Source organism: Carboxylicivirga agarovorans (assembly GCF_050589845.1).
In the GTDB taxonomy this organism is placed as follows: Bacteria; Bacteroidota; Bacteroidia; order Bacteroidales; family Marinilabiliaceae; genus Carboxylicivirga; species Carboxylicivirga agarovorans.
Window position 1 is genome coordinate 139,625 of sequence record NZ_JBNGPA010000002.1, and the last position, 22,436, is coordinate 162,060.

General features: G+C 41.4%; 15 protein-coding genes. 4 read left to right on the forward strand and 11 right to left on the reverse strand.

Annotated elements, in window-relative coordinates; genetic code table 11:
- Positions 1-51 precede the first annotated feature (51 nt).
- From ACRD69_RS02690 to ACRD69_RS02700, 3 genes are all read left to right on the forward strand, one after another.
- On the forward strand, positions 52-429 hold the full coding sequence (locus tag ACRD69_RS02690) for a hypothetical protein (protein ID WP_430813524.1): 378 nt from the start codon (positions 52-54) through the stop codon (positions 427-429).
- A 234-nt stretch (positions 430-663) separates the two neighbouring features.
- The gene (locus ACRD69_RS02695) at positions 664-2,274 is read left to right on the forward strand and encodes a sulfatase family protein (protein WP_430813525.1); all 1,611 of its coding nucleotides are present in this window, start codon (positions 664-666) and stop codon (positions 2,272-2,274) included.
- A gap of 345 nt (positions 2,275-2,619) precedes the next feature.
- On the forward strand, positions 2,620-3,462 hold the full coding sequence (locus tag ACRD69_RS02700) for a DUF4382 domain-containing protein (protein ID WP_430813526.1): 843 nt from the start codon (positions 2,620-2,622) through the stop codon (positions 3,460-3,462).
- A 571-nt stretch (positions 3,463-4,033) separates the two neighbouring features.
- Here ACRD69_RS02700 and ACRD69_RS02705 read toward each other — a convergent pair.
- The 8 genes from ACRD69_RS02705 to ACRD69_RS02740 form a co-directional block, all read right to left on the reverse strand.
- On the reverse strand, positions 4,034-5,815 hold the full coding sequence (locus ACRD69_RS02705) for a HAMP domain-containing methyl-accepting chemotaxis protein (RefSeq protein WP_430813527.1): 1,782 nt from the start codon (positions 5,813-5,815) through the stop codon (positions 4,034-4,036).
- Positions 5,816-5,916: 101 nt separating this feature from the next.
- Positions 5,917-6,708 carry a ribonuclease H family protein gene (locus ACRD69_RS02710; protein ID WP_430813528.1) on the reverse strand — a complete coding sequence of 264 codons (792 nt, stop codon included), beginning with the start codon at positions 6,706-6,708 and terminating at the stop codon, positions 5,917-5,919.
- Positions 6,709-6,725: 17 nt separating this feature from the next.
- Positions 6,726-8,129 carry an alpha/beta hydrolase gene (locus ACRD69_RS02715; RefSeq protein WP_430813529.1) on the reverse strand — a complete coding sequence of 468 codons (1,404 nt, stop codon included), beginning with the start codon at positions 8,127-8,129 and terminating at the stop codon, positions 6,726-6,728.
- A gap of 210 nt (positions 8,130-8,339) precedes the next feature.
- Entirely contained in the window at positions 8,340-9,752 is a 1,413-nt protein-coding gene (locus ACRD69_RS02720) for a M64 family metallopeptidase (protein WP_430813530.1), read from the reverse strand.
- 143 nt (positions 9,753-9,895) lie between these two features.
- Positions 9,896-11,260 (reverse strand): FAD-binding oxidoreductase, encoded by a 1,365-nt coding sequence (locus ACRD69_RS02725; RefSeq protein ID WP_430813531.1) that lies wholly within the window; start codon positions 11,258-11,260, stop codon positions 9,896-9,898.
- Positions 11,261-11,311: 51 nt separating this feature from the next.
- A complete protein-coding gene (locus ACRD69_RS02730; RefSeq protein ID WP_430813532.1) occupies positions 11,312-12,418 on the reverse strand; it encodes a nickel-binding protein in 1,107 nt (368 codons plus the stop codon).
- A gap of 87 nt (positions 12,419-12,505) precedes the next feature.
- Complete coding sequence (locus tag ACRD69_RS02735) at positions 12,506-12,994, reverse strand: cupin domain-containing protein (protein ID WP_430813533.1); 489 nt, start codon at positions 12,992-12,994, stop codon at positions 12,506-12,508.
- A gap of 185 nt (positions 12,995-13,179) precedes the next feature.
- Positions 13,180-15,474, reverse strand: coding sequence for a beta-N-acetylhexosaminidase (locus tag ACRD69_RS02740; protein WP_430813534.1), 2,295 nt, complete (start codon positions 15,472-15,474; stop codon positions 13,180-13,182).
- Between the two features lie 177 nt (positions 15,475-15,651).
- Here ACRD69_RS02740 and ACRD69_RS02745 point away from each other — a divergent pair, with 177 nt between their 5' ends.
- Positions 15,652-16,116: a hypothetical protein gene (locus ACRD69_RS02745; protein WP_430813535.1), complete on the forward strand. Its 465-nt coding sequence runs from the start codon at positions 15,652-15,654 to the stop codon at positions 16,114-16,116.
- 95 nt (positions 16,117-16,211) lie between these two features.
- On the opposite strand, the gene ACRD69_RS02750 is transcribed toward ACRD69_RS02745, so the two are convergent.
- The 3 genes from ACRD69_RS02750 to hutI all read right to left on the reverse strand — a co-directional run bounded on the left by ACRD69_RS02750 (position 16,212) and on the right by hutI (position 22,337).
- Positions 16,212-18,959 carry a T9SS type A sorting domain-containing protein gene (locus tag ACRD69_RS02750; protein ID WP_430813536.1) on the reverse strand — a complete coding sequence of 916 codons (2,748 nt, stop codon included), beginning with the start codon at positions 18,957-18,959 and terminating at the stop codon, positions 16,212-16,214.
- 341 nt (positions 18,960-19,300) lie between these two features.
- A complete protein-coding gene (ftcD, locus tag ACRD69_RS02755) occupies positions 19,301-20,989 on the reverse strand; it encodes a glutamate formimidoyltransferase (RefSeq protein WP_430813537.1) in 1,689 nt (562 codons plus the stop codon).
- Between the two features lie 100 nt (positions 20,990-21,089).
- Entirely contained in the window at positions 21,090-22,337 is a 1,248-nt protein-coding gene (hutI, locus tag ACRD69_RS02760) for an imidazolonepropionase (protein WP_430813538.1), read from the reverse strand.
- Between the last annotated feature and the right edge of the window lie 99 nt (positions 22,338-22,436).

Here is a 22,436-nt window from a genome sequence, read left to right on the forward strand (position 1 = left end):
AGTTGATGGAGAAAGTTTTATTAAGAGCTTTCTCCATTTTATTATGAGCAGATGGAGTCAGAAAAAAAACAATGGTTGGAATACTATAAATCAAAAGGTGTAATTGATGAGCTTACTTTTTTCGATGTATTAAAAAGTCAACTACATGGTGCCCGGGCAAAATACCTGGTGTTTGATATGTCAGAGCTTAAACTGGATGCCGAATATACGTCGATATATAGCAGTAGCAAACGGTTATTGCCATTTTTTAATGTAGAGAAAATAAGATATCTGGCTATGGTTTGCCAAACCAGAAAAACGACTCTGATGGCCTGCCTGATCAAACTTAAATTTGAGAAGCAAGGTGTGGTATGTCGCTTATTTTATGGTTATGATAAGGCCAAGGACTGGTTAACTGCCATTAACGAAAAAGAAGAAAGATTAGGGTGATCCGGCCTTGACCATATTTGTTCAAGTACAGTTTAAAGCATTTATTTCTCCATGTACCATTTCACACTTTATTGATGGATAGTATAAATTAAAGTCTGCTTTCACAGGCTATTACTTATGCTTTTTCTTTTTTTTCCATTCATTATAAGTATGATTCCACTATATTTAAAAGGACTTTAATTTAATGATCGATAACAATCATGTCGCTACTATTATAAAAGAAACCTTATATCGATGAAAACACTTGTTCCTATTGTATTAAGCATCTTGTTACTGGCAGGATGTGTTCAAAAAAAAGAGACGCAAAAGCGCCCTAATATCATCTTTATGATGTCTGATGATCATGCGTATCAGGCCATAAGTGCTTATTCCGATAAATTGATCCAGACGCCGGGTATTGATCGTTTGGCCGATGAAGGTATGCTTTTTACAAATGCCTGTGTTACCAATTCAATCTGTGCACCGTCAAGGGCGGTTATCCTGACAGGAAAACACAGTCATATTAACGGTAAGATCGATAACTATTTCCCGTTTGATACCACGCAGGTAACTTTCCCACAAATACTGCATCAGTCGGGTTATCAAACAGCCATGTTTGGTAAACTGCATTTTGGGAATAATCCAAAAGGCTTTGATGAGTTTAAAATTCTACCCGGGCAGGGCGTTTATTATAATCCGGAATTTATAACCAAAACAGAAGGTAACATAACAGTTGAAGGCTATGTGACGGATATTATCACTGATATGGCACTTAACTGGCTTGAGCATGAGCGAAAGGAAAATGAGCCTTTTATGCTGATGTATCTGCACAAGGCTCCACACCGTGAATGGTTACCGGCCGAGCGACATTATAAAACTTTCACCCAAAAGACATTTCCGGAACCGGAAACATTATTCGATAATTACGAAGGCAGGGGCACTGCTGCCAAAACTGCAGAAATGAACCTGTTAGCTCACATGAATTGGGCGGGTGATTCCAAGATATATCCTGAATTAATGGATGAATTGGGTATTCCTGAAACATGTAACTGGGACAAATCAGCTTTTAATCACCAGGTTGGCAGACAGACTCCTGATCAACGAAAAGCTTGGGATGAGGTGTATGGCCCAATTAACGAAGCCTTTAAAAAGAATTACAAAAGCATGTCAGATAAGGAGTTGATGCAATGGCGTTATCAGCGTTACATGCAGGATTACCTCGGAACCATTGCATCTGTTGATGAAGGTGTTGCAAGGCTGCTCAACTATTTAGATGAAAATAATCTGGCTGAAAATACCATTGTCGTATATACTTCAGATCAGGGCTTTTATCTGGGCGAACATGGCTGGTTCGATAAACGCTTTATTTACGACCAATCCTTTAAAACCCCACTGCTGGTGAGGTGGCCTAATGTGATAAAACCCCAGAGTATAAATACTCAAATGGTGCAGAACCTTGATTTTGCACAAACATTTCTGGAAGCCGCAGGGATTGAAGAACCAGACGATATGCAGGGCGAAAGCCTGGTACCTTTATTCAAAGGTGAAAATACCGGTTTTAGAGATGCTGCCTATTACCATTATTACGAGTATCCATCGGTTCATATGGTAAAGCGTCATTATGGCGTTGTGACTGAAGATTATAAATTGGTTCATTTCTATTACGATGTGGATGAGTGGGAATTGTATGACCGTAAAAAGGATGTCAACGAAATGACTAATGTATATAACGATCCGGCTTATACTGATGTGGTGAAAGATCTGAAAGAAAAGCTGGAACAGCTGAGGATCAAATACCAGGATTCGGAAGAATTGGACAGCCTGTATCTTCATCGATTCCTTAATAGAACTGCAGAAAATCACTAGTTGAGTGCTGAAGTAATTAAAGAATATTTACAGAAGATGTCCAAAATGAATGATATTGTTCGCAAAGAACGCAAACGAAGAACAACACAGAGTACGCAAGGTGTTGAAAAATAACATCATATACTTTGTTGTCCTGGCGCAATTCTTAGCGGCCTTAGCGTGAAACTTAAAATTTGGACAGCCTCTTTTATAGTTGAGTCTGTTGTTTTTCAGATAAACTGGTAATGTGTTTATATATAGATCAATTGATCTTAATTCGAAAGAATTATTGCACACATTGAAACTAAAAAGCAAAATAAGCCGTTTGATATAATGTTTTGGAAAACAATTTAAATCTCACAAATTATGGACGGAAAACAATTGATTGCTGTAATAGCAATTGTAATGTCAGGCCTTTTTATGGCTTGTAGCAATGATGATGGTAATGCATCAACAGGAACATTAAAAATTAATTTAACCGATGCCCCTTTTCCAACAGACATGGTGTCAGAGGCTAACGTTACTATCAGCAAAATAGAAATAAGAAATGCTGATGAGTCTGAAGAAGGGCCGTATACTGTTCTTTCAGAAGAAGAAATGAGCTTTAATCTACTTGACTTAACTAATGGTGTTACAGCTGGTTTGGTTGATCTGGAAATTGAAGCTGGTGAGTATGATCTGATCCGCTTGTACGTATCCGAGTCGGGTATTGTGCTTAAAGATGGTACAGAGCATACACTTAAAGTACCAAGTGGAGAACAAACAGGTATTAAGATTTTCCTTGATCCTTCATTGGTTGTCAAAGGAGGCCTTACAAGTGAATTATTACTTGATATGGATGTAAGCCAATCATTTGTACTTAAAGGTGATATTTCAACTCCTGCCGGCATTAATGGCTTTAACTTTAAACCGACTATTAAAGCCAGTAATATGTCAACCGCCGGTCGCCTTGAAGGAATTGTTACCGGTGCTGAAGAGGCTGCCATTGAAGGTGTTCAGGTTTCATTGATGATGGGAGAGGAAGTATACACTACCTCATTTACCGATGAAGCAGGCGCTTATGCTGTTTTAGGTGTCGAGGCCGGATCATACGCTGTTACATTTGAAAAAGAAGGCTATGAAAAAGTAGTTATTGAAGATGTTGTAATTGATGCAGCTAACAAAACAATGCAGGATGCAAAGCTTACAGCCATTGAAGTAACTGAATAGACACAATTACTATTATATACTGCGTTAGGAAAGGGAGCTGTTGAGCTCCCTTTTTTTATGAGTGTGAATTTGTTTTATTGTTCTGCTGATTATTTGTCGAACTGTTTATTGTTGATCCCGACGGTTATCCGGGATCTACAAAGCAATAAACAGGCGATTCATCACAATATAAAATCATTTTGTATTTAACAAAACAACCCACCTGACCGCAGGGTATCAATGACGTACCTGCCCGCTACCAACCATGGGTTTTATTCGGATCAACCTCGCTGCCAGCGAGGTTGATCCGAAGCAGTACCGAAGAATTACCGAAGAAGCTCCGAAGAATTACCGAAGCCATACTTAATAAATACCGAAGAAAATTCAATGCATTACTTAATAAGTCCCTAAGAGTTACCGAAGGCCTTTTCAGGGAGATAATTAGCCACATTCACTTATTACACCCTTGTTGAGGATGATTATTGTTAAATGTTGGATTGGGAAATTTAGCTGTTTGTTTAATTATTTCTCGATAGCTATCCCGGGAGTCGAATTGCTTGCTAAACTGCTTAATGACCTGTTAATCTAACACCTACTCATTATTAAGTTTAAAATACTCAATCAATTCTTTTAACTGAGCTGCCTGTGAATTCAGCTCCTCCGCGCTATTGGCAATCTCTTCACTGCTTGATGCATTTTGCTGGGTAGTGTTGTTCATCTGCTGAATGGCTGCATTAATTTGATTAACACCGGTACGCTGTTCGCGTGTTGCAGCGGCGATCTCTTTTATCAGCTGATTTGAATCCTGAATGGTTGGAATGGCTTCATTCAGTTTTTTATTGGACTGTATGGACAGTTCTTTACTTTCATTGGCAATGCTAACAATTTGTGCTGCAGCAGCCTGACTCCTTTCGGCCAGCTTACGCACCTCGCCGGCTACCACTGCAAAGCCACGTCCTTGCTCGCCTGCTCGTGCAGCCTCTACTGCAGCATTTAAGGCCAGTATATTGGTTTGCATGGCTATCTCGCTAATAATATCAATCTTATCAGTAATCTGCTGATTGGCATTGGTGGCCTTATTGGAGTCTTCGGTGGTTTCCTGAACGTGGTTAAAAGCGATGGACGATTTTTCTTCGCTGTCATTGGCGTTGGTGTAGTTCTGTTCAATATTTGCCACCATTTCTTCCATGGTTGTTGATACTTCTTCCAAAGAAGCAGCCTGGCTGCTGGCGCCCTGTGTTAATACATGAGTGCTGCTATTCAACTGCTCGCTGGCTCCCGTTAATTGTGTGGCTCCTGTCATTATCTCACTCACCACCTCGCGCAGCTTATCATTGGTACTTTTAAGGGCTGTCATTAACTCACTTATCTCATCGTTTCCACCTGTATCCACAGTGTGGTATAACTCACCTTTGGCGAGGTATTTGGCAATATCAACACCCTGACGAACCGGACGTATGATGTTTATAATGGTTAAGCGGCTAATGAGAACACCAACGACTATTGCAATTAACAGAAGGCTTGTTATAATGGTGTTGGACGATCCAATGGTCCATTTTTCTTCATTAGAGGCGGTTTCTGCTACCCTTGCCCCAAAAACGCCAACATACCAGGCAGCTGATTGCATCCTCTTTTGTTGTTCTCCTTGTTGAAGATTTACTTTGGCATAATCATCATATAGCTTTTCATAGTTGCTATAGTTCGTTCTGATGCCATTAATGCACTTTGTTAGTTGCGGTGACTGCTCATGTTTGTCAAGTAAACGGTATAGCTTTTTAAACTTACCCATGCTTTTATCGTATGCATTACTGTTAACATCACCATTGGCCATCAAAGGAGTTGCTATGAACTCAAGCGAACTGATCCTTACCTGGTTATGTGCTTCTGTTATTGCCTTTGAGACTTTACCATTGGCATTCAGTGTACGGTCAAAATTGATAATGGCACTTACTGTGTTGCCTTGTCGACCCCAAAGCTTAATAATCTTCTCTTTTTCCAACTCCAGTTGATAGTAGGTATTGAAACTCTCCAGGTAGTTTGTTGATTCAATGATCAACGAATCGATATGTGTATCAGTAAAAGCTTTATTGAGTTTGGCTTTTTCCAGTTCTTCAATGGAGGTATTAATTGTGTTAATAATGCCACTGATTTGTGAAGTGTCTTTGTAATGAATGAAGTACATAGCCTGGAGGCGTGCACTAATCAGATTCTTTTCCACCGAGGTAATGGTGTTTTTAGCATCAACAATATCTTTTGATCTGGATATGCCTCTACGTCCTGCAAATCCAACAATAAGGGTGAGAACAACGATAATGGAAAAACTTAAGATCAGTCTTTTTCTAATGCTGAGGTCTCTTGGGGATAAAAATTTCATGTTGCCAATTTCTACTACTATTTCAACTTAAACTTTATACCCTTAATGATCAAAAAAAGATACATTATTATGTATTTTTTAATAAAGTATTCTTTTAATAATCAGAGAGATTTGTCCATCTTTTCGGCAGTCTGTCTAGCCAGCTGATGGCAAAAGCTTTGCTCAACATGTCCCGAGTGGCCTTTTATCCATTTTAGCTCGGTTAATTTACCATCGATCAGCTGGTGCAAATGTTGCCAGTGGTGGGCAAACTTTACTTTTTCACCAAACGATGTTTGCCAGTTGTTGTGTTCCCAGAAATAGATCCATTGCGCCAGCCCACGAATCACGAAGCGACTGTCAGTAAATAATTGTATCCGAGTGGCATGTTGCAGGTGCTGCATACCATCTATAACAGCCAAAAGCTCCATGAGGTTACTGCTGCCCTGCTTAAAGCCACGGCTAAAGATCTCCTGCTTTCCATCGGGTGTTTCCGTAAGGCCGGCATAGGCCGAGCTGCCTGTTGCACAAACATAGGATCCATCTGTATACAGCTTATGAAAGGTGCCTTGCGAGCTTTTGGAGGCACTTATTGCCAGTTGCTTGTTGCGCCTGTCAATGCGGATAAACTGGTTAAACTGCCCGTCGTTCAAAAAAGGAAAGTCCTCTATAAAAACACAGTTAATGCCCTGGCCGGCAGCTATGCGACCTTTGAGTGCTGAGTTAAGCACCTTTTCAAGTTGAAAGCGGTTAGCGGTAATAATTGATGCCAATGAGTCATCTTTTTTCAACTTTAACTCTTTAGTGGCAGGATAATATACCAGCTCATTGCTTGCCGACTGGTGTTCAGCAATACATGTAATGGCATTACTGTGAATGCTCTTAACCTGTATATTGAGTTTGATAATATTCATGCCTCATGAATAAAGCTTTATTTACCTGCCACAAAAAATAATATATTATTGGCTTGCTGTTTCCATGCTGTTTCATTGTGTTGCCCCAGTTCTGCCTCTTCGTAGTTCACATGCCATCCACTCTTTTTAAGTAGCTTATGCATGCTTCGGGCATTGTTAACAGCCTCTTCGCCCTCTTGTCCTCCCATGTACAACCAAATTTTTTGTTTATCATTTACCTTTATGGCATCTACCCATTCAAACAACATGGCTTTATCCCACCATAGAGATGGCGAAAGTGCTACAATCTGATGAAAGGTTTCAGGATGCCGCAGGCCGGTATAAAGGCTAATTAAACCGCCTAAAGAAGATCCCCCAATGGCTGTGTGTTCGGGCGATGCTTTAGTGCGATAGATGCTGTCAATGTAGGGCTTAAGTTGCTCAATGATAAAGTCATTGTATTGCTGACCTTTACCTCCCATTGGAGGTTTGCTGGCTTTTACACCTGTGGCGTTATTCTGTGTATTAAGCTCAAAAGTAAAGGTGATGCCGGCTCTTGGTTGGTAAAATGTATTGGCACCTTGCTTTATGGTATTTTGCCAGTTCTCATAACCAGGCAGAATGACTTTAAGCGTGTCACCATCCGTTTTAACTTTCAACGCTTCACCGGATTCTGTGATGTAATTGCCATCTGTTGCATTTGCTGAATTGCTTTCCATTCGTGTAAAGCTGTACTGCCAATGCATACGACTGGGCGTGTATTCATCAATGCGATCAGATGTGTTGGCTATGCCAACGATTATCAGTGGTTCAATACTTCCCGAATTGATCAAAGTCTCTGCTGCTTCATCGAGTCCCCATTCCTGCCCGATGGATGCTTCATCAAAAATATTCTGACCATCATGCATATAGAGCACGCGATAGCGTTGATTGGAGTCGTGGTAGCCAGGTGGCAGATACACATATATATCCCTGCTGGTCAATTGATCACTATCAAAATCACGGATGATATCCACAAGACCGCTAATGGTCGGGCGGGGTTCAGGTGCTTTTGCACCCCAGGCCTGTTTAACCGTTTGTGGTATGTTTTTATGAAGTATCAGCCGGTGGTTACGCCCTTGTTGCCAACCCTCATCCGGATTGTCTGTGCCATCGACTTTGATTTTGTAATTCAGCTCAACACTGTCAGATACATAATCAAAGGGTACGGTCAGGGTATAAATTCCACTTTTGGAAGGTCCGTCACAAAGGTAGGTTTCACCCCATGAAAGGGGATGAATATCGCCTCGCAGGCCCACTTTATCAGCTGCCGGATTCAGCCACCCCTTGTCAATCGCCTCCCTCATATCAAGTTGAAAACTGACCGTATCGGTTTGATTTGAACATGAATTAATAAGGAAGAATAAAAGGATAAATATGAAAGGATGGCGTAGTGTCTTCATAAGATTTCATTTACTAATGAAACCAAATACCTGAAGACTTGTTTCAATGCCCTGCTTTTAAAATGTAAAGAGAAGAGTTGAGTAAAGTAAAATATATTTCTCGCCAGGCGCGAAAAGAATAAAAACAGAGGTCGCAAAACGTCGAATAGTTATATCATACGCTTTGCGACCTTTGCCTTAACTTAAATGTAAGCCCCCTGATTATTGAGATTACCTGGTGTACTGGTCAATAATGAGGGTGATGGCCCGCTGACAAGCGGGGCAAAACTGGTCGTGCCTTGTAAACATGAGACAGTTGGCAGCACTTCGGTACATGCCTGTGGCTTTATACTGTGCTCCCTCAAAGGCTCCAACATGACGGCTGTATTCCATTGAAGCAAGCAATTTATCGTCCCACTCGCGTTTCTCAATAAAGAATTCTTCCATCACGCTTTCTGCTACCTTTTGTTTGCGCAGCTCTGTTCTTTTCTTTTGGAAATCGATACTGTGCTGGTCATATTTCTTTTTATCCCATGGAGTTGGAATGGGGGTGTCGGGAGTTACTATATCTTTCCACTTAATGGTTTCAGGATTTGGATTAGCTGTTACATTCAATTCCCATGGCTCCAGGTGCTCGGCATCCATCTCATAAGCAGTGGCCGAGGTATAATATTCATCGGCTAAGTCAGCAAAGTGATGACCAAACTCGTGAACAAACAAATACTCCTGGAAAGCATTATCAACAGCAGCTGTGATATACAGGTTGTAAATACCGCCTCCACCATAAATAGAATCATTCATTAGAATAGCTGTAAATTCATAAGGCACAGCAGCCGAAGCGTCACGTATGGTTTTATTATCGTAACCCAGGGCATAGCGTTCTGAATTAAATGCACCGTATGTAACCGACAATGCAGAACGTGTATGAATATCCTGATGAGGATGGTTAACGCCCGAGTGTGGAGCAGGTGTTTCCACCGCCCTTATTGAGAATTTGTTTTTATGTGTGGCAAAAGGCTCACAGTTCAATAAAACTTCAGCAAAGCGTTTAGCATCTTTATGAAACTTATCCATATCTTCTTTGGCATAGCCTTCGCCCAACACAACAATGTCTACTTGTTTTTCAGGAGTACCGTTAACTACAACATCAAAGGTGTTGTAGTGATTACTTACAGGCTTGATAAAGGAACGGTGATGTTTGGGGTTTACCTTGTAGGTCCAAACCGGATCAAAACCGTTTTTGCGGTTGCGTTTGTATATGGTTACATCCACCTCTTGCTTTGGCCATGGAAAGCGTAATGATTCATGGAAGCTTCCCCAGTTCTCCTTGGCATCCGGCGTTGTTTCCCACTCACCATAGATGCTGGAATAACCTCTTGAATAAAGAACTTCGCCCGATTGAGGATCTTTTACATCAAAAAAGTATTTGCCCAATCGAAGTTCATCGATCAGAACGGTTTTACTACCAGCCCACTGGCCATCATTTACCATTTGATCAAAGGCAAAATGCTCCTCTGCAGCATTACCAATGTGGTTATAATCAAGGCGCATTGTTGCATCGCTAAAGAATTTGTCGTACTGAGCCTGGCAGCTGGTTGAGACAATGACCAGCAATGCCATAAATAAAAAGTAGTATTTAAGCATAGCTTGAATATTGAGTTGTGAATTAAGAGGCAAGTTAACTAATATGCAGCAGATAAACCTTGAAAAATATCATTTCATCTATGGGGGGAATGAAAACGGCCACTGTGTTAACAATAGCCGTTTAAGATTTAACTGGTACATCATTACGATGGTTTGATATTCTGATTGATATGGAAGAGGTTGTCCGGATCGTACATGGTTTTTACCCGCACCAGTTTATCATAGTTTTCACGATAGGAGGAACGTATGCGCTCTTCACCCTCTTTCATCATAAAGTTGACATAAGCACCTTTTATGGCAAACGGTATAAGAGCGTCATAATACGAACGGCACCAGTGAGTGACTTTTTCCTTATTGACCGGCTCGGGATCAACCCCTACAATTACCTGTACCCAGCGTGTGTCACGATTAACCCAGGCTGTTTCATCAGGGGCCATTTGATGCACTTTCCCGTCAATGGGATACAAATGGGTTGTTGAATGTAATGACGGCAATGTTTCACCAAAACTTACATTCGCATCAATGCATGCGTCGGTCAACTCGTTAATATAATGGGCTTTCCAATACCACTGATAACCTGCTGGGTAAAGGCCGTCGAATAAGCTGTTTAAGCCGGGAACAGGGATTTCCATTATTAGATCAAAGATCGGTTTTTTAAAGTCTCTGATCGGCTTATAGACTTCTTCAACCCTTTGAGCAGGACCAGTGTAGTTCCAAACGATGCCACATACTTTCTTGTTGTGCAGGTGCTCGGGGAACGGATCGCCGGGCGGAACAACAAGAAAGGCGAAGAATCCATACAAGTCATCGTCAGCCTGTTTGGTAAAGCGGTCGAAGAACTGCATAACTTCCCTGGCATCATCAAGCTCCCAGAACATTGGGCCCGCATGCACTATACTTATAGGGCTGAGCTTAAAAACAAAATGAATAACGACGCCAAAGTTACCACCACCACCTCTGAGGGCCCAGAATAGATCGGAGTGTTGTATGGAGTTGCAGTTAACGATCTGACCATCGGCTAACACGACTCGTGCACCTAATAAATTATCGATGGTCAGGCCCAGTTTACGTGTAAAGTAGCCAATACCACCACCAAGGGTGAGCCCGGCTACGCCAGTGGTGCTGATAATACCTCCGGGTACCATCAGCCCATGCTCATGTGTTGCTTTATCGACATCGCCCAGGGTACATCCTGCCTGCACCCTGGCAGTTTTATTATCTGTGTCGACATCTATTTGTTTCATAGACGACATGTCAAGCACAAGACCGGCATCGCAAATGCCCAGTCCGGCGCCATTATGTCCGCCACCTCTTATGGCCAGATCAAGCTTATTGGCTTTGGCAAATAAAACACCATTTTTCACATCCTCTTCATCCTGGCAAAAAAGAATAGCAGCCGGATGTTTGTCAATCATTGCATTGTATACTTTTCGTGCTTCGTCATATTCAGGATGATCAGGCAAAACCACCTGTCCCTTGCACGAAACTTGTAAAGACTCAAAATTCATAGTTTGTATTTTTTAAGTGAATAAACTACGAATGAGTGGGTGTTAAGATGCTTATACGGCTAGTTGAGAAGGGGCAATACCATACTTTTTTTGAAAGCATTTAGAAAAGTACGATGGATTATTAATACCGACTTCAAGCGCAATCTCTGATATGTTCTTGGGCGTTTGCCGTATAAGGTAAAAGGCTTTTTGCAATTTAATATCCCGGATAAACTCAACTGGAGAGTTTCCGGTAAGGGAGAGGGTTTTGCGATATAACTGAGAACGGCTCAATCCTATTTCACGACTTAAATTATCAACCGTGAAATCGTCATCGGCAAAACGTGCTTCAACAAGGTCAAATAACTGATTGAAAAACTGTTGTTCAGTTATATCGAGAACAGAGAGCTTATGAGCGATAATTTCGTCTTCGCATAAAAAACTGAGCTTCCCTATTTCACTACTCACTTTGATATGCCCGTTGGCTGCCACTTTGCATAGCCTGCTGCTGTCGCGAATGGCTTTTTCAAATAGTCGGTCTTCATGTTCTGTCACGGGTTGTCCAACGCTAATACCCATTTTGTAACGAATATTCCAGGGGGATTCAGCAGAGTCAGCATATCGCCTGTCATAATCGTCTTTAATGGCCAGTGCACAACGGAGTGCGCCTTCGGGTGTCATAAAAGTAGCGATGATACTTTCTTTTTGCAATTGTTTCAATAATCGGCCCTGGTGTTTGCTTATGTACTCATGAGCAATGTTCCGCGGAGCTTCAGGGAATTTGAGCTGCTCAAAATCAACCGAGTTTGTGACCTGGGTAAGCGCAATAATATCAAGGGTTAAAATAAAGCGGAAGCCAGAGTCAGGCAAGTCATCTTTTTCCATAACCACACCATGGTCAATGGCCTGACCATAGGCCATAAAGGCGGAATACAAGCCGCCGTCAACTTCAACAATATTACATGCTGTCATGAAATTAGCTTCCATATGAGTGGCCTGACAAGCTTCTTTACTGGGACCTTCAACCAGGCAAAAGGCCATTTCTTTTTCCTCGTTGACCCAGAATTGGTGGTATTTTACGCCATACTTAGCCTGTACTGCCACATCACGTATGTGGGCGACTTTTGCATCTTCTAAGCGTATGCCCGGCAGGTGGTGACAATCCATATATAATGGCATAGCTAAAAATTTATGGGTGAGTAAAAAAGGTAAACATCAGTTCGATGAAAATGTTCATTCTCTGATCGTGATTTTTTTGAGGTTGTTTTATTTAGATGCAGATGAACTGTTAAGCTCATCCACACGTTTTTCTATGTGTTTAATTAACTCTTCCATGGCGTCCTCAGGGCTAAAACTCACGAGGAACAGATCTTCCAGTACAATGCCGGTATGACCGGGTTTCATAAAGAAAGCTTCACCTTTTGCAAATAGTTCTTCAGAACCATCTTCATACATTACTTTTATGGAACCTTCAATGATATAGCCCCAATGAGGTACCTGGCAATGGTTGTTTTCCAATCCGTGCAACAGCGGGGTGAAGTCGGTTCCTGCCGGTGCATTGTTAATATCAACTGCCATGCCACCCCAGCCTTTAATGATGGGTACAGCCTTATGATGCGGGAAGTCATCCAAATGCACATGGGTACATGCCGGTACCTTACCTGCATCAATAGTGTATTTGTTCTTCTGAGCATAACTATTGATGCCGATCAGTATGCTTATTAATGCTATGCCAATTATTTTATTACGTTTCATGATACTTAATTTTTAATACAACAATGAAAATGTAAGCTTACGTTGAACACAATATTATACTGAAAGGCAAGCGGGGTCGAGCATAAATATTCCAAATGCTGATACAAATGTTGCATCCCCAGTTATCGACCAATAAAAAAGCGGTCACCAACAGGCAACCGCTTCAACTATTTAAGAACTATTTGTTACTCAACCATTACCTCATCAATGAATAAAAACACACCCATATCGTTTATGTGGGGATAAATTGCTTTTACTTTAACGTATTGCGTACTTGTTTTATCAAACTCCACTGACAGTATTCGGTGGTTGACATCGGCCGACCAAGGTTTTTGGTAAGTTTTGTCAAGCTGCCATTTGCCGGCTTTCGTATATTCCTTTCCATCATCAGATATAAATACCTCGAATGAAACAGGGTAGAATATACCTGCTCCTGTAGCCTCGACACAACTGAGTTGAACCGATTGTATGTCTTTGGATTCTTTAAGATTCAGGATGGCTTCAAAATCGTGGTTAAGAATTCCCAACCATTTGCCGTTGCCCCACTTATTGCCGCCAAACTCTGTATCAACCAAGGTGTAAGGTCCATTGGCTGAGTATTTATCAGTAGGCTGACAGTTTAAGGTAACTTCAGCTCCTGCCGCTTTGTGCAAGATGGCGTCTTTAACTTCAGTCTCTCCGCACACTTTACCGTTCTTAACCGCTATGGCTTTAATGGTGGCAGATGCATCCAATAGAAATGGCTCTTTATAGGCAATAGATCCATTTTGCACTGGTTCACTATTATCGATCGTGTAATAGACCTGGGTCTTAAGCTCAGTATCAATCGTCACTTTCATCTGCTGTGATTGAGCTAAGAACTCAAATTTTATTTCAGGGCGTAAAGCACTGTGGGCATAATTGACACCAAGGGTATTGTAGCGATCCAGCATCACATCCATTTTATTTCTGAAGTGTTCCCAGTCTTTTGCGTCTTTTTGTTGCCATGCTATCTCAGCCAGTGCTGCAATACGCGGAAACATCATATATTCAACCTGTTCTTCGTTTGGCATGTATTCAGTCCATATGTTTGCCTGAACACCCATTACCAGGTTGGCATATTGAGATTCAATATCCGAAGGTATTGGCTCGTAATCGTATACTTTTTTGAGTGGAGCATTGCCACCAAAGGCAATGGGTTCGTGCTTACTCATGCTTTGGTAATGGTCAAAATACAAGTGTGAACCGGTTGTTAATACAGTGGGATGGCCTTTCTCAAGGTATTCTTTCACCTGCTTTTCAGAAGCCCAGAACATTACAGTTGCCGATGGAGATAACTGACCTTCCAGTATTTCATGCCAGCCAATAAGTCTTCGATTTTTGTTCTTTAACCAGGTATCAAAATGATTAATGAAATGACTTTGCAGTTCATGAGCATCATACGCATTTTGTTTCATCATCTTCTGGCAATCGGGGCATTCTTTCCAGTGTTTTTTGTTGACTTCATCGCCACCAATATGAATATAATCTGATGGGAATAGCTCCAATACTTCCGCTAAGACATCTTCTAATAACTGATAAGACTTGGGGTTAGAAGCACAATAAACGCCTGTATTCTTTTGGTGCTGACCTTCTGTGTTTCTACAAGCCAGGTGCGGATAGCATTGAAAGACCACTTCAGAGTGTCCGGGTAATTCAATTTCAGGAATGACTGTTATGTGTTTTGCTGCGGCATAAGCGACTACTTCGCGTATCTCATCCTGGGTATAATATCCACCATATTTTTCTTCACTGTCACCTTCTCGCCATACTTCAAATTCCTGCCATGGTTTTAGCCCGGGCTTTACTTTTCGCCATGCTCCGACATTGGTCAGCTCAGGATGTGATTTGATCTCAATTCGCCAGCCAATGCCATCAACCAGGTGCCAGTGAAACACATTAAGTTTATGCATGGCAAGGTAGTCAATGTAGCTTTTAATAAATGTGATTGGCATAAAATGACGAGATACATCCAGGTGCATGCCTCTCCAGCCAAAGCGTGGTTGATCTGTTATTCGACATGACGGAAGACTTAAATGTGTGTTAGAATCCAGCGAGGCAGGCAGTAATTGCCTGATACTTTGTACGGCATAAAACAAGCCTTCTGCTCCAGCCGATTGAATAAGAACCTGTTTGCTGCTGATGTCCAGTATATAGCCTTCGTGGCTTAATGACTTCAGTTCCGGGTTTATCTGAAATACGAAGTCGGCCTCATTTTCGTAGGACCAGTGTAACTCAATATCTTTTTGTGTAATGTCTTTAAGCAGTGAAACCGCCGGCAACATGCTAGAATCAGACAATTGCACAATTAGTTTATTGTTGATGACAAATGCCCCGTCGTTGCGTTGTTCAATCGAAAGGGGTTCAGGTATTATCTGAATGCTTGTCGTTTCCTGTTTGTTATTACAGCCCCATATTAGCAGAATAACAATGTTTAATAAGTACCAAGGTTTAAATCTCATGCTTGTGTGTATTTGAAATTGCCTTGTAAAGTTAGAACTAGCCAGGGAGAAGCGGTATGCTTTGATAGGTGAATATTGTTCAGATAACTCAATGCATGTTGCAGGATAGTTGTGATTACTAATTATACTAATCATTCAAATTCTATGATTATCTTAGTCTTTACAAAAAGAATAGTTATGATAGAATACAACTCATTAGGAAAGACTTTTGGTCCTGTTGGCTCTTTCAGTGGTTTGCTTATATTTTGTGCAGGCTTGTTTTTAACGGTTATGGCCGGCTTTGGAGGAATTGTTGTTACAATAATAGGTGCATTTGTGGCTTTTACCCGACCATTAACATCTATTGATTACGACAAAAAGCAGGTGCGTAATGGAGATAAGCTATTTGGTATTGTAAAAACCGGCAAGTGGATACCTGTGAAAGCAAGCATGAAAATTGGCCGCTACCGTTCCAATAAAGTGTACCGAACCTATAGTCGAAGTAACCGTTCTTTGGATATAGAACAGAAGCAAAACCTGATTTGCTTATTCAATGAAAATGGGCAGAAATTGATGGCTTTAAAGAATATAAAAGATGCTGAAAAGTTGGCTATTGAGCTTCAGAATATGTCAGATCGACTGGGAGTTGAGCAAATTAGTTAAGTTTTTCTCTTTAATCCAGAGATACAAAAAAAACGGCTATCATCATCATGATAGCCGTCTGCGTCAATAACCAAAATTGTCCTACTTATTATGGCTTACCTTGTCGCCTTAATTAATTTTCCCTGTACTGATTGTTCGCCACAAATGATGCGGTAGAAAAAGATGCTGCTTCCGCTGTTGTTAGCTGTAAAATCAAATGTATAGGTCATACCTTCTTCAACTTTTCCATTATACAGACATTCAATTAGTTCTCCATTGATGCCGTATATATTAACCACTGCGTTTTCATCGCTTTCAGGAGTAAACTCGATGGTCGCGCTATCAACAAAAGGATTGGGGTAGCTCTTTGCAGCTATTGAAGCTTGAGGTGCTTCAAAGCTTAATGTATCATACATGATGCATTGAGCAGCTTTATAGGCAACCACAAACTGCGACTGTACCTCCTGTCCACTAAAGCAAATGTTAAAGCTAAGATTAAACGTTTCATTTGTTTTTCCAAAGCCGTCAATATCATCTACTTTAAAGCCATATAATCCTGATGTTGGATCCGTGTTGTTTAGTTCTGTTTTCCAATTGTTTGAGTTTTCAACAATGCTGACCGAGCCATTCAACACTTCTACAGTTAAGTGTGAAAGGTCGTGACGACAACTACCATCAGTACTTACTTTGGCATGGTAAGTATAGCATCCGTCGTAGGTTTGATACCAGTCAAGCGGAATGATATCAAAACACGTATTTTCACATTCTTCTGTAGGCTCAGTAGTATCATTATCGTCTCCTCCTGTATTGTCTGAATCATCATCAGACACAGTACAAGCAATGGTAATTGTGTCGCTCGATACACATCCGTTCGCATTGATTACCTCCAGGCTAATGGTTGCAGTTCCTATACCTGCAGTATATAGCAATTGTGTTGCTTGTTCATCCTGTATAAACCATGTATCATCTGCATTAATTATTGACCAGGTGAATTGTTCAGCATTGTCCACAGTGGCATTGATAATATTATCAGTGCTACCGCAAATAGCATTAGCCGGGTCGATTAACTCCACACTTGGATAAATCACCTCATGAATGCTTATTGTTTGTGATGCAGAACAGCCATTGGCATCTTCTATAGTGATAAGGTAATCACCTGCAGTAAGGTCATAGCGGGATAAACCATTATTGCCATCAGGCCAGATAATGTTGTAAGGTGCCGTACCGTCGTTAATGCTTATTGTTGCTGAACCCAGTGGGTGCTGACAATCGGGTTGCTGAACAAATACACTGAAGTCCAATGCTGTTTCAGGTCTTTCGATATAAACGCTTTCAGTAATACTACATCCATTGGCATCAATAGCTGTAAAATCGTAGTAGCCCTCTTTGTCAACTGTTATTTCACCGGTTGACAGTTCATCTTTATAATAAATTTCATATGGAGGAGTACCACCCACACCTTCAACAGTAATAATGATTGTAGAATCGTTTTCCTCGCAATTGGCCCGCTTAACTGATGTGTTGATGCTGATGGCAGTGGGTTCGCTCATTTTTACATATTCCCGCGCTGTACAACCATTGGCATCAGTAATGTCGGCCCAGTACCACCCGCCTGTAAGACCGTTGACTGTTAAAGTGGTATCGCCATTATTCCATATAATCTCGTACGGTTCAGTTCCATCGGTAATGGTCAGGCTTGCTGAACCATTGTCATCACCATTACATGTTGGTTCCACTATTGAATGATTAACGGTGATCTTCTTTAAAACCACATACCCGGTTTTTGTTATGGTACAACCGTTGGCATCGGTAACGCTTACCTTATGTCCCCCGCTTGTAAGATTGGATGCAGTTGCTGTTGTATCACCATTGCTCCATAAATAACTGTAAGGCTCTGTTCCCCCAGTTACATCAGCGGTAAGTGTTCCGGTACCGTCTTCATGACATTCAATGGTAGTATTATCAATACTGATCTGCAGGTCAGTCTGATCAATTACAGTGTATTTAAAAGTTTTGGAGCATCCTAAAGCATCAGTAACAGTTGCATAGTATGAACCGCCAGATAAATTACTGACAGAAGTACCCGTTTCACCCGAGTTCCAGGCTATATCATACGGGCTTGATCCTCCTGAAATTTCAAGGTGGATGCTGCCATCTGACTGACCACAGTTGGAGTGAATAACAGATGCCTTGACCGTAACTTTTTCAGGCTCTGTAATACTGGCTTCAAGTGTCAATGTCTCACCTTTGTCGTCGGTAATAACAACCGAGTAACTTCCGGCCGGAAGATTTTCCAGGTCTTCGCTTGATGCCCCATTGTTCCACAGAAACGTATAGGGTTCGGTGCCGTTGATAACTGTTACATCAATGCTTCCGGTATTGTCACCATGACATGAGATGTCCTTTACTGTGAGCGTGGCTTCAAGTTGATTATCTTTTAGCTTTTTATCATCCGTAAAGACACATTCCCCTGCTTTGTATCCAACAATAAAACTTTCATGAAGCAATTCTTGCAAACATTGAGCATCATCCGCGCAAACAGTATAGTTGACAGTGAATGAGGCTGCCACGCCATCTTCACCAAAACCTTCAGTTTCGTCAACTTTTAAACCATAAATATTGGTTGTAGGATCGGTGCTGTTCAATTCCATTGGCCACCCCATTGAGTTACTGGCTTCGGTAATGGTACCGCATGGTACCTCAACTGTAAAATGTGATAAGGCCTGGGCACATTGAGATGCCTCGACCTTAAGCTCAATTCTAACACAATTGCCATCCTCAATAATATTGATGACTTCGGTTGAGAAACAGTCGTTGCATTTACTGTCCTGCGCATAGCCTTTGGGAATCGAACAGAATCCCATAAGTAGTAGTAATATCCAAAACCTTAACATTGTAAGGTTTGTGAGGCGATCGAATTTCATATTAACGTGTTTGGGTGTATGCTGTATACACCTTTGTCACATGAAAAGTTTCATTGACAGGGTTAAATATTTCATTCGTCAAAAAACAAAAAGGCGGGTTATGGTCATGCATTGTTGTCAGGCATCTGTAATGCGCAATGAAAGTGCTAAGTATATTAAAGGAAGGAGTATGAATTAGTAGCATTAAATAGATAGGCAATAATAAAGTGCTGAGAAGGCATAAAAAAAACGGCAGCCCAAACAGGCCACCGTTTAAATTTTAATTGTATCTAATTATCAGCTTAGATCTTTCCGTTTACAATTTCCAGTATTTCTTTTTCTTCCTGAATGGCTTTGTCCTCAATTACTTTACCATCAGCAAGTACTTTCTCAACGTATGCTTTATCATCCAGTCCGGCAGCATTGATCTTAACATTCAGGTAAGCTCCCATAACAGCAGAGCGAGCACATAAAGCACCAACACCAGCATCGGTTACTGAGTTAGGATTACCAACCTCGGCCATTGCACGAATAACTTCGAAACCTTTATAGGCTACTTCCATTACTCGGAATGGTACCTGGATAGCATACTTGGTTGCATCATCAATGGCTTTTTTGCGAGCAGCTTTTTCTTCGTCAGTTCCTTTAGGAAGACCAAATGCATCCATGATCTTGTTGAAGGCATTCGTATCTTCATCAACTAAAGCCAATAATTCTTTCTCAACAGCCATGCCTTTCTCAGCCCAGTTGCTGAATTCTTCCCAACGGTCGTCCCAACCACGTTTGTGAGCTGACAGGTTAGCCACCATTGTACCTAAAGCAGCACCCAGTGAACCTACATAAGCAGAGATAGAACCGCCACCAGGAGCTGGTGACTCCGATGCTGTTTCATCAGCAAACTCAGTCAGGTTCATGTCGATCAGTTGTTTCTTATCGTCTTTTAGGATGTATTCAATGATCTTTTTATCAGGATCAAATGGATATAACTCATCCAGACCCATTGACTTTATAGCGATCTTTATGATTTCACGCTCAGGAATACCTGTTGAACGCTCTTGCTTGCGCAAGAAATATTTACCTGCATCCAGCATGGCCTGCAACGGCACAACACCCACCATCTCAGATCCGGTAACGCGGATACCACGGGCATTGGCACGCTCATATACGGCCTCATAAGCTTTGTGTAATGACGTAACTGTAATGTCAGTCAGGTTCATGGAGATTTGAGCAACACCATATTCTTCAATGTACCAGCCAATACCTTTTACAGACTTTAACATACCCGGTATGTTCACCGGATTACCGTTTTCGTCTTTTACAATTTTACCGGTTACAGGGTGACCTTCACGTTTCACACGACCACGCTCACGAACGTCGAATGCAATTGCGTTGGCACGACGCGTTGAAGTTGTGTTAAGGTTCACATTATAAGCGATCAAAAAGTTACGGGCTCCTACAGCGGTTACACCCGACTTGGCAACACTCTCATTCCACTCAGCAGGACCAAAATCCGGTTTCCACTCAGTAGTACCAATACGTTTAGGAATAGCTTCGTACTCACCTTCGCGGCAATTAGCCAGGTTTTTACGTTTATCTTCCTTAGCAGCGAACTCATAGCAGTAAATCGGAATGTTTAGTTCTGTACCAATACGCTCAGCTAATTTGTGCGCATACTCCACAGTTTCTTCCATTGAAATGTTGGCAACAGGTACCAAAGGACACACATCAGTGGCTCCAAAACGTGGGTGAGCTCCTTTGTGCGAACGCATATCAATTAACTCCTGTGCTTTCTTTACCGCCTGAAAAGCAGCTTCACAAACTTCGTTTGGAGTTCCAACAATGGTAACTACCGTACGGTTGGTTGCTTGTCCCGGGTCAACATCAATCAGTTTAACACCGTCTACCTTCTTGATTTCATCAGTGATCTTGTCGATGATAGTCATGTCGCATCCCTCAGAAAAATTAGGAACGCACTCTATTAGTTGTTGCATATTATATGTTTTTGTCGATTCGTTTACTTGTTTATCAAAGATTACCTAAGACAAAACATTTATGTTGATTGCTTAAGTTGTCTTTCTTCTTATGTCTTCCTTACATCTTCATCCCATTCAGGATCGTGCTTTCCACCTTATTTTCACCATAAGCGTATGGCAGGTATTCAATACCCGGAATAGGTTTCGTAATGATCAAATTGGCTTTTTTGCCAACGCAGATCGAGCCTAACTCTTTATCAACGCCCATGGCATATGCCGTATTTTTAGTTACAGCATTGATGACCTCTTCAGGTAACATGCGATAAAGTACGCTACCCATTGCCATTATTAACTGCATATTGCCCGAAGGTGAAGACCCCGGGTTAAAGTCAGAAGCCAGTGCCACCGGCAATCCTGCCTCCATCATCTGCCGTGCAGGAGCATAAGCCATATTAAGGAAAAATGCAGCGCCTGGCAAGATGGTTGGCATAGTACCTGAGTCCTTTAATGCTTTCATCTCTTCTTCACCGGTAAACTCAAGGTGGTCAACTGACAAAGCCTTGTATTTAACACCTACCTGTATACCTCCTGAATAGTCTAATTCGTTGGCATGGATTTTTGGTGTTAAACCATATTTAGCAGCTGCATTTAGTATGCGGTCAGTATCTTCAACAGTAAAGAAGCCTACATCACAAAATACATCCACGTAATCGGCGAGCTGCTCCTTACCAACAGCAGGTAACATTTCATTGATTACAAGGTCAACGTATTTCTCCTGCTGACCACGGTATTCCATTGGAATCGAGTGTGCACCCAGGAAAGTGGATTTGATGGTCATAGGACTGGCCTCTTTAAGTCGCTTGATCACACGCAGCATCTTTAGCTCACTCTCAGTTGTCAGGCCGTAACCACTTTTGATCTCTACTGCACCGGTTCCCCATTTGATGATTTCTTCCAGTCTTACCATCGCATCATCAAACAGCTGATCTTCACTGGCCGTTTGCATCAACTTGGCTGAGTTGAGAATACCACCACCGCGGGCAGCTATCTCTTCATAACTAAGGCCTTTGATTTTATCTACATACTCCACGTCGCGGCTTTTCGGATATACCAAATGGGTATGCGAATCACACCATGCCGGCAGTACCAAACGATCACTGGCATCTATCACTTCAATATCTGCAGGTAATGTTGATTCTTCCAGGTCACTCATTTTACCATAGGCACTGATATAAGCCCCTTTAATTAATAAATAGGCATCATCGATAGATGGAAGTCCGGCCATTTGTGTACCGGCAATATATGGCTGGTTCTCCTTTTCGGTTTGAACCAGTTTCTTTATGTTCTTGATTAATAGCTGTTTCATCAGGATTGTATTAGCTGATTTTTATGGATTTAAAAGTAGAACATTTGTTGGATGCATGTCTATGATTTTAATCAATTGGGCTTTTAAAAGAAGATCGGG